The organism is Candidatus Halocynthiibacter alkanivorans, from assembly GCF_003333265.1.
Lineage (GTDB): Bacteria > Pseudomonadota > Alphaproteobacteria > Rhodobacterales > Rhodobacteraceae > Halocyntiibacter_A > Halocyntiibacter_A alkanivorans.
On record NZ_QOLB01000069.1, the window covers coordinates 1 to 13,118 of the forward strand.

The following is a 13,118-nucleotide window of genomic DNA, read 5'->3' on the forward strand; positions in this document are numbered from 1 at the left end:
CGGACATGGGCGGGGGCTCCCGTTGGCTTCACATTATCACGATTAGAGTTGGCTCCCGGCGTTGCCACCGGGAGCCCGTTTTTCATACGGCACGTCTGTTATTTGTAGACGCGCAGCCGGGTTTTTTCGAGCCGGGCCAGAATAGCGTCCAGACGGTCAGGTTTGACCATGAACTCCTGGAAGCCTTCCATGCCGGCTTTGGCCATTTCTGCAGGTGCATCGCGGTCAAAGAACTGAGCAATTCCGCCGTCGGTGGAGGACAGCATCGCCAGACCAGCCTTGAGGAACTTGTCGTCCTTCACGCTGGAACCGGAATTCACCGGCAACTGACCCAGTTCGATGTTCATTGCGGTCTGCACATCAGCGCGCGCCAGATAGGCGAGGAAGCGCTTGGCATCCACTTTGTTCGACGCATTTGCCGGGATATGCATGGTATCGGTCGGCGCATCTTCGGCCAGCGCCACATCCGGGTTGATCACCGGGAACTGGAAGAAGCCGATCTGATCATCGCTCAGACCCGCGTCACGCAGCGGAGCCACAGCAAAGTTGCCCATGATATACATCGCCGCTTTGCCCTGGACCATCGGGGCAAGTGCTTCCTGCCAGCTGTAGGCGGCGTGGTTTTCAAGGAAGAAGTCCGCGTCGATCAGCTCTCTCCAGTTGGCCATGGTGGCGCGTACACGATCATCTGTCCAGGAGACTTCGCCCTTGGTCAGCGCCATGTGGAAGTCATAGCCGTTGGTGCGCAGGTTCAGATAGTCAAACACGCCGCCGGCGGTCCAGAGGTATTTGGTGCCGATGGTGATCGGGGTCACACCTGCCGCAGTCAGCGTCGCGCCGGCAGCTTTGAACTCGTCCCAGTTGGTGGGAACGGCAATGCCGTTGGCTTCAAAGATGTCTTTGCGGTAGTAAACGCCCCACTGGTAATAGGTGTAAGGCACGCCCCAGATTTTGCCGTCGATGGTCATCGACCCTTCGGCAGAGGCCAGCGATTCGTGCAGACCATTTTCGTCCCAGACGTCATTTACCGGCTCAAACAGGCCTGCATTCACATAGGGCAGCATGCGGTTGCCGGCGTACCAGTTGGCCAGATCCGGCGCGTCTGCGGTCAGGAAGTTGCGGATCGAGGTTTTGTAACCTTCATGGTCAAACAGGTTCCACGTCACGGTCACATCAGGGTTTTCCGCTTCAAACCCTTTGATCAGCGCTTCAAACGCCGCTTTGGGGGCCGGGTCTGAGGTGTCGGTGTTGATCACCAGCTCGCCGGCGAAGGCCGCCCCTGCAAACAGAGTCGTCGCCGTCAAAGCGGCAATTATAGTCCTTGTTGTCCGAAACATGGTTTTCTCCCGTTCATGTTGTATTTTTCGGTTCCATTTATTGAAACCTTGTTTTAATTATTGAAAACTGTGCGCTCATCGGTTAATCTTGTCAACAGTTTCGTAGCCAACAGGGCGGCGAGACCCGAAAGGACAACACAATGACTAAGCCGGTAAAAAGTGACGGGACAGTCGGTAAGGCGCTGGAAATACTGGATATGGTGGCAGGGATTGGCCGGCCGGTGCGCTTTACGGAATTGTTGAGGCAAAGCCCCCACCCGAAAGCCACGCTCTACCGGTTTCTGCAGACGCTGACGAATCAGGGCATGCTCAGCTACGATCCGGTGAGCCAGAATTATAGCCTCGGCGTGCGGCTGGTGCGGCTGGCGCATGCGGCCTGGAAACAGGCTTCACTGGCGCCGGTGGCACGGCCCTATATTGATGCGCTGGCGCTTGAGACCGGAGAAACCATCCATCTGGCGCAGATGGACAAGGGCCAGGTGCTGTATGTCGACAAGCGCAACGCCGCCGCGCCGCTGGAGATGTTTTCCAGCGCCGGCAAGGTCGGGCCTGGTTATTGCACCGGGGTGGGCAAGGCGATCATGGCCTTTATGGAACCTGAGGCCCAGACCCGCGCCATCAGCCAGCAATCCTGGTACCGCTATACCGAAAATACGCTGAGCGGCGCCGAAGCGCTGGCGGCCGAGCTCGGACAGATCCGGGCAGACGGTGTCTGTTTTGACCGCGAAGAACATGAGCCCGGCATCATCTGTATTGCGGCGCCAATCCTGTCGGCCGGAGACCGGGTAATCGGCGCACTTTCCATCACCAGCGCCACCAACCGCCACTCTCTTGAGGGGCTGCTGGCGTTCAAAGTGGCGCTTCTGGCCACCGCTGAAAATATCGGAACCGAGGCTGCCAACTGGCAGTTTCCCACCCAACACTAACCCATTAGAGGACCACGCAATGTCAGGTGTCGACCTTCACAATATCATCAAGAAATACGGCGAGACCCAGGTGATCCATGGGGTCGATCTGCAGATTGATGATGGCGAATTCTGCGTCTTTGTCGGCCCGTCGGGTTGCGGCAAATCCACCCTGTTGCGCATGGTCGCCGGGCTGGAAGAAACCACCGGCGGCGAGATCCGCATCGGCGGGCGCGACGTGACCCGGGCCGATCCCTCAGACCGCGGCGTGGCGATGGTGTTCCAGACCTACGCGCTCTATCCGCATATGACGGTGGAACAGAACATGGGGTTCGGCTTGAAAATGACCGGCCACCCCAAGGACGAGATTTCAGAAAAAGTGGCCGCAGCGACGGAAATTCTGCAGCTGGGCCCCTATCTGCAGCGCAAACCCAAGGCGCTTTCGGGCGGTCAGCGTCAAAGGGTGGCGATCGGGCGCGCCATCGTGCGCGGGCCGGAAGTGTTCCTGTTTGATGAGCCGCTGTCCAACCTGGACGCAGAACTGCGGGTGGAAATGCGGGTGGAAATCGCCCGGCTGCACAAAGAAATCGGCGCCACGATGATCTATGTGACCCATGATCAGGTCGAAGCGATGACTTTGGCCGACAAAATCGTGGTGCTGCGCGACGGGCGCATTGAACAGGTCGGCTCGCCGCTGGAGCTGTATCGCGACCCGGACAACAGGTTTGTCGCCGGGTTCATCGGCTCGCCAGGGATGAATTTCGTGGCTGGCGTGGTGGAAAACGGCGCCGTGCGCATTGCCGCGCTGGACGGGTATTTGTTGCCGGTCGCGGTAAACCTGCCTGCGGAGGGGCGTTCTGTGACTGTCGGGTTGCGGCCGCAAAACCTGCGCCTCAGCCCCGACGAGGACGGCAACAGCAGCCTCAGCATCGAGCTGTCAGAACATCTCGGCGGCGTGGCCTATGACTATCTCAGCACCGCGACGTCTGAGCGCATCGTGGTCGAGACCAAAAGCGAAGACCTGCTGGCGCCGGGCAGCAAAGTGCGGCTGGAGTTTGCGGCAGAGTCCGCGATGCTGTTTGATGACGCCAGCGGGCTGCGCCTGCGTTAGGGTCCCGACCCGTTCATCCCGCCCCATCACGCCAATGCAACCGCGCGGGATCAGATTTTGCCGTGAGGCGTGTAATAAGGAACTGCGGCGGGGGTTTATGTGACTGTTTTGCTGAGGCGCCCGGCGAAATATGGCGCGCTCAGCGGAACCGGGCTGAAACCTGGTGCTGCGGCTTCATTCAATCCAGACATAGAATCGCGATGTTTTCGTTTTAGATCATAGCACTAAAAGCTATCAACCTGGGTAAATTACCCGCGTTAAGCGGACTTGTTCCAAAAGCGCCACGGGGGCGCGCCGCCCAAAGGGCGGCGCGCCCCCGTCCCCGCTGCAACCGGCCGTCTCTTTCGGCAGGTGCAGCTCCGGAGGCAACAGTGCCAGCAGCACATCCGGACCCGGATCTGCGCTGCCGCTGCGCGAGGCTCAGTCCAGGATAGCGGGCAGGTTCAGCCCGTGTTCGCGGGCACAATCCGTGGCGATCTCATAACCCGCATCCGCGTGGCGCATCACCCCGGTGGCGGGATCGTTCCACAACACCCGTTCAATGCGCCGGTCCGCATCTGCCGTGCCGTCACAGCAGATCACCATGCCGGAATGCTGCGAGAAGCCCATGCCAACACCACCACCGTGATGCAGCGACACCCAGGTCGCGCCGGACGCGGTGTTCAGCAGCGCGTTCAGCAGCGGCCAGTCCGACACCGCGTCTGAACCGTCGCGCATCGCTTCGGTTTCGCGATTCGGGCTGGCCACAGAACCCGAGTCCAGGTGGTCCCGCCCGATCACCACCGGCGCTTTCAGCTCACCACTGCGCACCATCTCATTGAACGCCAGCCCCAGCTTGTGGCGCGCACCAAGCCCGACCCAGCAAATACGCGCCGGCAGGCCCTGAAACGAGATGCGTTCACGGGCCATATCAAGCCAGTTGTGCAGATGTTTGTCCTCAGAAAGAATTTCTTTCACCTTCTGATCGGTTTTGTAGATGTCTTCCGGATCGCCCGACAGCGCCACCCAGCGGAACGGCCCGACACCCCGGCAGAACAGAGGCCGGATATAGGCCGGTACAAAGCCGGGGAAATCAAATGCGGTTTCCAGCCCCTCTTCCAGCGCCATCTGGCGGATATTATTGCCGTAATCCACGGTGGGGATGCCGGCCTCATGGAACGCCACCATGGCTTCGACCTGCACGCGCATTGAGGCCCGCGCGGCGCGCTCTACTTTTTTCGGATCGCTTTCACGGGTGGCTTTCCATTCGGCCATACTCCAGCCCTGGGGCAGGTAACCGTTGATCGGGTCATGGGCCGAGGTCTGATCGGTGACGATATCAGGGCGCACCCCGCGTTTCACCAGTTCCGGGAAGATATCCGCCGCATTGCCCAGCAGGCCGACCGATTTGGCCTCGCCCGCTGCGGTCCATTTTTCAATCAGCGCCAGCGCCTCGTCCAGCGTATCGGCGCGCTCATCGACATATTTGGTGCGCAGACGGAAATCGATAGAATCGGAGTTGCATTCCACCGCCAGACAACAGGCGCCGGCCATCACCGCCGCCAGCGGCTGTGCGCCACCCATGCCGCCAAGGCCGCCGGTCAGGATCCATTTGCCCTTCAGATCGCCGCCGTAGTGCTGGCGCCCTGCCTCAACGAAGGTTTCATAAGTGCCCTGAACGATGCCCTGAGAGCCGATATAGATCCACGAGCCCGCGGTCATCTGGCCATACATCGCCAGGCCCTTTTTATCGAGCTCGTTAAAGTGGTCCCAATTGGCCCAGTGCGGCACCAGGTTGGAATTGGCGATCAGCACCCGGGGCGCGTCTTTATGGGTTTTGAACACGCCGACCGGCTTGCCGGACTGCACCATCAGGGTCTCGTCTTCTTCAAGATTTTTCAGACTTTCGACGATCAGATCAAAATCTTTCCAGGTCCGGGCGGCACGGCCGATGCCGCCATAGACCACCAGCTCATGCGGGTTTTCAGCCACATCCGGATGCAGGTTGTTCATCAGCATGCGCATCGGCGCCTCTGTGAGCCAGGATTTGGCGGTGATTTCAGTACCGGTGGCCGGGTAAATATCGCGGGTGTTTTTGCGGGGGTCGGTCATGTCTTGCCTCCTAGGCTCGGGGCCAGAGCGGCCAGAGTGGTCAGAATTTCGGTGAGGTAGCTGCGCAGCCGGGCGGCGCGCGCGATGTCATAACTCCAGGGCGCAGACTCGGCGCTCAGATAGGCGGACTGGGTCAGCTCCATCTGGATGGCGTGCAGCCCCTCACGGGGCCGACCATAATGGCGCGTGGTCCAGCCGCCCTTGAAACGGCCGTTCAGCACGGTGGAATAGCCCTGTGCCGAGGTGCAGATTTCCGCCACGGCGCGTTCTAGTATCGTGGCGCAGGTGGCGCCGTCGTTGGTGCCGATGCTGAAATCCGGCAGGGTGCCCTCAAACAGGAACGGAATGTGCGAGCGGATCGAGTGGCAATCATAGAGGATCGCCACGCCGTGGCGTGCCCGCACCCGTTCAAGTTCGCCCAGAAGGGCGGCGTGATAGGGCGCATGAAAAGCGCGGCGGCGGGTTTCAATATCCGCCTCTGTCGGCGGCGTGGCCCAGATGTCTTTGCCGTCAAAATCGCTTAGCGGCACCAGGGTTGTGGTGTTTTGACCCGGATAGAGGCTGACGCCCTCCGGGTCACGGTTGGCATCAATCACATAGCGGTGAAAAGTGGCGCGCACCGTCGATACTCCGGGCAAAAGCCCGTCATAAAGCTGATGCACATGCCAGTCAGTGTCCGCCAGCAGCCGGCCATTGTCATTCAGTTGCGCAGCGATGCCCGGCGGCACCCAGGTGCCGGTATGGGGCAGGCCCAGCACCACCGGGCTGTCGCCCTGGTGTGTTTCGACCGGGGTCATGCCCACAGCTCCGGCAACGCGGTGGCCGATGCGGCGGCAATGCCGCCAGCGCGTACCAGAGCCGCGGCCTGTTCCAGTTCCGGCGCCAGATAGCGGTCATCCCCCAGCGCGGGCACGATCTTGCGCAGTTCACGGACCACTTGTGTCAGCGGCGTGCTGGTCTGCAGCGGCGCGCGGAATTCCACGCCCTGGGCGGCACAGAGCAATTCGACCCCGAGAATAACTTCGAGATTCTCCACCATCTTGCCCAGACGTCGTGCCCCGTGGGCGGCCATCGAGACATGGTCTTCCTGGTTGGCGCTGGTCGGGGTGCTGTCGGTGACACAGGGGTTGGCCAGGTGTTTGTTTTCGCTCATCAAAGCGGCGGTGGTGACTTCGGCAATCATATAACCGGAGTTCAGGCCCGGGTTGGGAGTCAGGAACGGCGGCAAGTCGTGGCTGAGCACAGGGTCCACGATCAGCGCCACCCGGCGTTGCGCAATGGCGCCAATTTCCGCCACCGCCAGCGCGATCATATCCACGGCAAACCCCACCGGTTCGGCGTGAAAATTGCCGCCCGAAACAATCAGATCCGCCTCGACCAGCACCAGCGGGTTGTCGGTGGCCGCATTGGCTTCGATTTCCAGCGTGGTGGCGGCATTGCGCAACACATCCATCGCCGCACCGGTGACCTGGGGCTGACAGCGGATGCAATAGGGATCCTGCACCCTTGCGTCGCCTTCGCGGTGGCTGTCGCGGATTTCAGACCCCTGCAACAGCGCGCGCATTGATGCGGCAGCTTCGATCTGGCCGCGATGGCCGCGCAGGCTGTGGATTTCCGGTTGCAGCGGCGCGGTGGAGCCCATGATCGCATCCGTCGACAGCGCCGAGGTGACCAACGCGCTTTGGGCTGCACGCCAGGCGCCAAACAGACCGGCGAGGCCAAAAGAGGTACAGAACTGGGTGCCGTTGATCAGCGCCAGACCTTCTTTGGGACCCAGTACCAGCGGCGACAGACCGGCACGCTGCAGTGCCTCCGCGCCCGGCAGCACCTCGCCTTCAAATTCGGCTTCGCCCGCGCCCATCAGCACAGCCGCCATATGGGCCAGAGGCGCCAGATCACCGGAGGCGCCAACTGAGCCCTGACCAGGGATCACCGGGGTAACGCCGCGTTCCAGCAGCTGTTCAATCAGATCGACCAGTTCAAGACGCACGCCAGAGGCACCGCGCCCGAGGCTGAGCAGTTTCAGCGCCATCATCAGACGGGTGTGGCGGCGCGAAATCGGCACGCCAACGCCGCAGCAATGGGACAAGATCAGATTGCGCTGCAATGTGGCGGTGTCTTTCGCCTCGATTTTCACGCTGGCAAGTTTGCCAAAACCGGTGTTCACCCCGTAGACAGCGGCGGTGCCATTGGCGGCGGCGTCGATGCGGTCGGCGGCGCGCTTCATCGCCGGGCGGCAGGCAGGATCCAGCCGCACCGCCGCCTCGTCCCAGTAAATACGTGCCAGATCGGCAAGGGTGACAGCGCCTGGGGTCAGGGTCAGCGTGGTCATTTGAGGTCTCCAAAAAAACGTTGGTGCAGCGGGTTAAAGCCGATGCGATAGGCAAGTTCAGCCGGATCAGTGACGTTCCAGGCTGCAAGATCGGCGCGGTTTCCGGCTTTTATAGTACCACAGTCGCTGAGCCCGAGCGCGCGGGCGGCATTGCGGGTGACGCCGGCCAGCGCTTCCTGAGGGGTCATGCGAAACAGGGTGCAGCCCATGTTCATCGCCAGCAAAAGCGACACCATCGGCGAAGAGCCGGGGTTGCAATCGGTGGCCAGCGCCATCGGCACGTTGTGTTCACGCAGCAAGGCAATCGGCGGCATCTGTGTTTCGCGCAGGGCGTAGAAGGCGCCGGGCAGGATCACTGCGGTGGTGCCGGCTTTGGCCATCGCCTGCACGCCGGCTTCGTCGAGATATTCGATATGATCGGCGGACAGCGCACCATAAGAGGCCGCAAGTTTTGCACCACCAAGGTTGGACAGCTGTTCGGCGTGCAGTTTCACCGGCAAGTCCAGCGCTTTCGCCACGTCAAAAACGCGCGCGATCTGATCCGGATCAAAGGCGATACCTTCACAAAACCCGTCCACCGCATCGACCAGACCTTCCGCATGGGCGGCGCGCAAGGCGGGAATGCAGATGTCATCGATATAGGCGTCCGGGCGGTCTTTATACTCGGGCGGCACCGCATGGGCGCCGAGAAAGCTGGTGACAATGCGCACCGGGCGCAGATCGGCAAGCGCGCGGGCGGCGCGCAGCATGGTCAGTTCGGTTTCAAGGTCGAGACCATAGCCGGATTTGACTTCAACGGTCGCGACACCCTCTGCCAGCATCGCGTCCAACCGGGGCAAAGCGGCGTCAATCAGCTGCTGCTGGCTGGCGGCACGGGTGGCGGTGACGGTGGAGACAATGCCGCCACCCGCCCGCGCCACCTCTTCATAGCTTGCCCCCAACAGGCGCATTTCGAATTCCGCCGCGCGGTCGCCGCCGTGGATGATGTGGCTGTGGCAGTCAATCAGCGCCGGTGTGAGCAACCGGCCACCAAGATCCTGACGTTCCAGAGACGCAAACCGGTCGGGCAGCTCTGCCAATGGCCCGGCCCAGGCAATGCGACCGGCCTCGACCGCCACCGCACCACCAGGCAGCGGCGCCCAGGGGCGGTTCGGCTGCATCGTCGCCAGCTTGGCATTCATCAACAGGGAATCACGAAGTTTCATAGCTTGCTCCGGTGGGGATCTTCTCGGTTGTCTTGTATGAGCACATATTCTATATGTCTATACATAACGTCAAATAAAAAGTGGAACCCAACGTCGTGATCTTTGCACACCAGGCCTTGCTCGCCGATGGCTGGCATCAGAATGTCCGCATTTCCGTTACGGACGGCCGTATCAGCGGCCTTCAAAGCGCCAGCCGGCCTGAGCCCGGCGACAGTCTGGTCGATACCGTGCTGCCGGCGCTGGCCAATCTGCACAGCCACAGCTTTCAGCGCGCCATGGCCGGGATGAGTGAATTCCGCGCTGCGGGTCAGGACAGTTTCTGGACCTGGCGCACATTAATGTACCGTTTTCTGGACCGCTTAACGCCGGAGCAGATGCAGGCGATCGCGGCGCTGGTCTTCATGGAGATGCAGGAAGCGGGATACGCCAGTGTCGGCGAGTTCCACTATGTGCACCATCAGCCGGGCGGCCAGAATTACGACGATCCGGCCGAGCTTTCACAGCGCATTTTTGCCGCCGCCACTGAGACCGGCATCGGGTTGACCCATCTGCCGGTGCTTTATTCTTATGGTGGTGCCGGCGAAGTGCCGCTGGCCGGGGGACAGCTGCGCTTTGGCAATACGGTTGAAGAGTATAACGCACTGGTCGCCCGTATCCGCAGCGGGCTGAGCGGTATGAGCGCCGATGCACGCGTGGGCATCGCACCGCATTCGCTGCGCGCCACCTCGCCACAGGATCTGCAGACCCTGCTGGCGGCACAGAGTGATGGCCCGGTGCATATCCACATCGCAGAACAGCCAAAAGAAGTGCAGGACATCGAGGCCTGGCTTGGCGCCCGCCCGGTGGCGTGGCTGCTGGACAATGCGCCGGTGAACCAGGACTGGTGCCTGATTCACGCCACTCATATGACTGCGGAAGAGACGGTGAATATGGCGCGGTCCGGCGCGGTGGCCGGCCTCTGCCCGATTACTGAGGCCAATCTGGGCGACGGCGCCTTTAACGGGGTGGCGTATCTGAATGCCGGTGGCGCTTTTGGCATCGGTTCGGATTCAAACGTGCGCATCGCACTGGGTGAAGAGCTGCGCCAGCTGGAATATTCCCAGCGCCTGCGCGACATGCAACGCAATGTGATGGTCACCGGGCCCGGCTCCACCGGCGCCACCCTGTATCAGGGCGCAGCCATCGGCGGGGCAAGGGCACTGGGGCGCGACAGCGGTGAGATTCGCGAGGGCGCGCTGGCTGATCTGGTCGCGGTGGACAGCCAGTGCCCGGCGCTCTGCGCTTTGGCGCCGGAACAATTGCTGGACGGGCTGGTATTTGCCGCCGGCGAGACCGTGGTCACTGACCTGTGGTCCGCCGGGCGTCACATGGTGCAACAGAGCCGCCATATTCACCGTGATCAGCTGCGGACCGCTTACCGCAGCGCAGTGCACGCCCTGCTGGAGTCGGGATAAACCGCTGCGACAGACCGCCGCAGCAAGGGGCGCGGGCCGCACCGACCCTTCCACCAACAGCACAGTTGCGCTAGCCTGGCCGGAAATGTGCATTCATAATGAGTTCAACCACAGACCTATGTCAGTAAAATCCAAAACCGGTTATCGCGATGTAAAAGCCATTGTTCTGAAACGCATTCAGGACCGGGTCTGGCAACCGGGTGCCCTGCTGCCCGCCGAAGCCGATCTGGCAGTTGAATTCGGCTGCGCCCGCGCCACGGTGAACCGCGCCATGCAGGAACTGTCGGACGACGGTCTTGTTGAGCGCCGCCGCAAAGCTGGCACAAGGGTAAAAAAGGCGCCGTTGCGCCAGGTGAAGTTCGAAATCCCGATGGTGCGGGCAGAAGTCGAAGCCAGCGGCGCCAGCTATCGGTACGCGCTGGTCACGCGCAATATTCTGGTGGCGCCGGACTGGTTGCGCGCCCGGCTTGATCTGGCGCCCGAGGCGCAGGTGCTGCACCTGGAATGCATGCATTATGCCAACAGCAACCCGTTTCAGTTTGAAGACCGCTGGATCAACCTGGCCGCGGTGCCCGACGCCGAACAGGCCGATTTCACCGCCATCAGCCCCAATGAATGGCTGGTGCAGACCGTGCCTTTTACCACAGCAGAGGTGCGGTTTTCTGCCAGCGCGGCCAGTGAATCACTTGCGGAGTTCCTGCAAACGCCCACAGGCAGCCCCCTGTTCACCGCCGAGCGGACCACCTGGCTCAACGGCTTGCCGGTCACCAATACGCGGCTGCATTTCGCCAGCGGCTATTCCATGGTGGCGCAGTATTAGGCTGGCAGCGGCGGTCCGTGTCCCGTGTCCCGAACCGGCGTCTCTGAACCGGGTGGCCTGAAACAGGCAAATGATCCGGGGTCGGAAATCAGCCTGGCTGCCGGCAAAGCACAACCAGAGTGCAACCAGGGTGCCATCGGACCCCGGCGCGGTGGGCACGGCAGGAAAGTGGGCATAGTGGGAAAGTGGGCGCTCGACCCCACCGCCACTTGGACCACCGCCGCTGACAACAGCAAAATCTCAGCCGGCGTTGGCCTGGGCCTGACGGGCAAACAGCGCCGCCCCGATCAGCCCGCGCTCGCCCCCCTCCACTGCCGCAATCAAAAGATCAGAACCGCCGGCCCTGGCCGCGCCCCTGCCCGCCGCGCCAAGCCGGCGGCGGTTGACCTCGCCGTTCAGCGCCGCCACCAGCGCGGCGTCCCCGGCCAGGCCGCCGCCCAGCGGCACCACAGATGGGTCGATAATATTGATCACCTGCGCCAGCGCGCCGCCGAGGATATCCACAAAGACCGCGACCGTGTCTGAGGCGGCGCCCGCACCCTGGTGCCATTGGCTGAGAATCTGCCGGCTGTCGGCCGTTGTGCCGCTGAGATGAAGGTGCAGCCGCTCCAGCCCGCGCGCGCCGGTGAGGGTCTCCACACAGCCGGTCTGGCCGCAGCCGCACTGCAATTGCGGCAATGAGGCCGCGCCGGGCACCCTGTTGGTGAGCCCAGCCGAGACCACCGGCAGCGGCCCATGGCCCCATTCGCCCGCAGTGCCACCCGCGCCAGTCACAATCCGCTGGTTAAGAACCAGCGCCCCGCCCAGCCCGGTGCCCAGTATAGCGGCAAAAACCACGTCGTGCCCCCGGGCCACACCACAATGCGCCTCCGCGAGCGCGAAAGCGTTGGCGTCATTGATCACATGCACCGCCCGCCCGCTCAGCGCGCTCAGCTCAAGGGCCAGCCGGCGCCCGTTGACCGCAGGGATATTAGCGGCGTGGATAATGCCGCTTTCGGGATGGATCACCCCGGCGATGGAAAGCGCCAGTGGCCCGGCACAGCCGCTTTGATCCGCAAGACGCAGGATCTGCTCACAAAACCCGGCAAAATCTGCGCTGCAGGTGGCTTCGCGCCCGGTTTCAACCAGGCTGAGGTCCCAAGCGACGCGGGCGCAGACGATTTTGGAGCCACCAATATCATAGCTGCAAATGGCATTTTCAGTCATCGCGTCACACCTGCTGCAGTTGAAAAAGGGGCCATAAGAAGAGCTGGTTCAGAGCCATGCATAGTTCGGGCGGTAAAAACAAGCCCGACAGGCTCCGCTGACATGCACCACGGCCCCGGCGCCACGCTCCGGAGCCTCTGCCCAGACCCCACGGAGGTCGTGTTTGGAGTTATCTACGCGGCTCAGTTCCGGGAACAGTACCGCCACGCCGGATACGGATGCGGGATGGGGTGCGGGAGCGCAGCCGCCAGGATTTCAGGCTTTGGGAAATGGTGACCCCGACTGGATTCGAACCAGTAACCTGCCCCTTAGGAGGGGGCTGCTCTATCCAGTTGAGCCACGGAGCCACGCGTCCTTAATCGGCAAAAACTGCAGGCGGCGCAAGAGGCGGCAACCGGTACGGGCGGAATATCAGACAGAATACGAAAATATTTTTTACGGCGGGCTCAGTTCAGGGGAAGCAATTTGGCCCACCGCTCCCCCCACTGAGCCGGCGATGGTCTGAATCGGGATCCAAACCGGCACCGGCAACCACATAAGGCGCAGAAGCGCCTGCCGTTACCGCTAACATAAAGAAGTCAGTACCTTTGGACAAGGCCTCTTTTTGCGGGTAACACTGGACACAGAACAACAAGAGGGACCAGAGATTTGACCCAG

Annotated in this window: 10 protein-coding genes and 1 tRNA gene; 4 read left to right on the forward strand and 7 right to left on the reverse strand. The window is 62.0% G+C overall.

Annotated features, from left to right (window positions below; genetic code table 11):
• Positions 1–98: 98 nt before the first annotated feature.
• The gene (locus DWA01_RS06755) at positions 99–1,337 is read right to left on the reverse strand and encodes an ABC transporter substrate-binding protein (protein ID WP_114285085.1); all 1,239 of its coding nucleotides are present in this window, start codon (positions 1,335–1,337) and stop codon (positions 99–101) included.
• 140 nt (positions 1,338–1,477) lie between these two features.
• On the opposite strand from DWA01_RS06755, the gene DWA01_RS06760 reads away from it, so the two are divergent.
• Together DWA01_RS06760 and DWA01_RS06765 are read left to right on the forward strand one after the other, a co-directional pair.
• Complete coding sequence (locus DWA01_RS06760) at positions 1,478–2,263, forward strand: IclR family transcriptional regulator (RefSeq protein WP_114285086.1); 786 nt, start codon at positions 1,478–1,480, stop codon at positions 2,261–2,263.
• 19 nt (positions 2,264–2,282) lie between these two features.
• On the forward strand, positions 2,283–3,353 hold the full coding sequence (locus DWA01_RS06765) for an ABC transporter ATP-binding protein (protein ID WP_114285087.1): 1,071 nt from the start codon (positions 2,283–2,285) through the stop codon (positions 3,351–3,353).
• A gap of 420 nt (positions 3,354–3,773) precedes the next feature.
• On the opposite strand, the gene hutU is transcribed toward DWA01_RS06765, so the two are convergent.
• Genes hutU through hutI form a run of 4 tightly spaced genes read right to left on the reverse strand, consistent with a single transcriptional unit; the run spans position 3,774 to position 8,981 of the window.
• Positions 3,774–5,444, reverse strand: coding sequence for a urocanate hydratase (gene hutU / locus DWA01_RS06770; protein ID WP_114285088.1), 1,671 nt, complete (start codon positions 5,442–5,444; stop codon positions 3,774–3,776).
• Positions 5,441–6,241: an N-formylglutamate deformylase gene (hutG, locus tag DWA01_RS06775; protein WP_114285089.1), complete on the reverse strand. Its 801-nt coding sequence runs from the start codon at positions 6,239–6,241 to the stop codon at positions 5,441–5,443. The genes hutU and hutG overlap by 4 nt, the downstream gene beginning before the upstream one ends.
• Positions 6,238–7,776: a histidine ammonia-lyase gene (hutH, locus tag DWA01_RS06780; protein WP_114285090.1), complete on the reverse strand. Its 1,539-nt coding sequence runs from the start codon at positions 7,774–7,776 to the stop codon at positions 6,238–6,240. The genes hutG and hutH overlap by 4 nt, the downstream gene beginning before the upstream one ends.
• A complete protein-coding gene (gene hutI / locus DWA01_RS06785; RefSeq protein WP_114285091.1) occupies positions 7,773–8,981 on the reverse strand; it encodes an imidazolonepropionase in 1,209 nt (402 codons plus the stop codon). The genes hutH and hutI overlap by 4 nt, the downstream gene beginning before the upstream one ends.
• Positions 8,982–9,076: 95 nt before the next feature.
• On the opposite strand from hutI, the gene DWA01_RS06790 reads away from it, so the two are divergent.
• Positions 9,077–10,435 carry a formimidoylglutamate deiminase gene (locus DWA01_RS06790; protein ID WP_114285094.1) on the forward strand — a complete coding sequence of 453 codons (1,359 nt, stop codon included), beginning with the start codon at positions 9,077–9,079 and terminating at the stop codon, positions 10,433–10,435.
• Positions 10,436–10,553: 118 nt separating this feature from the next.
• Positions 10,554–11,255 carry a UTRA domain-containing protein gene (locus DWA01_RS06795; protein ID WP_114285092.1) on the forward strand — a complete coding sequence of 234 codons (702 nt, stop codon included), beginning with the start codon at positions 10,554–10,556 and terminating at the stop codon, positions 11,253–11,255.
• 240 nt (positions 11,256–11,495) lie between these two features.
• Here the strand turns inward: DWA01_RS06795 and DWA01_RS06800 are convergent, their stop codons facing one another.
• Complete coding sequence (locus tag DWA01_RS06800; RefSeq protein WP_114285093.1) at positions 11,496–12,461, reverse strand: ROK family protein; 966 nt, start codon at positions 12,459–12,461, stop codon at positions 11,496–11,498.
• Positions 12,462–12,731: 270 nt separating this feature from the next.
• A tRNA-Arg gene (locus tag DWA01_RS06805) sits at positions 12,732–12,808 on the reverse strand.
• Between the last annotated feature and the right edge of the window lie 310 nt (positions 12,809–13,118).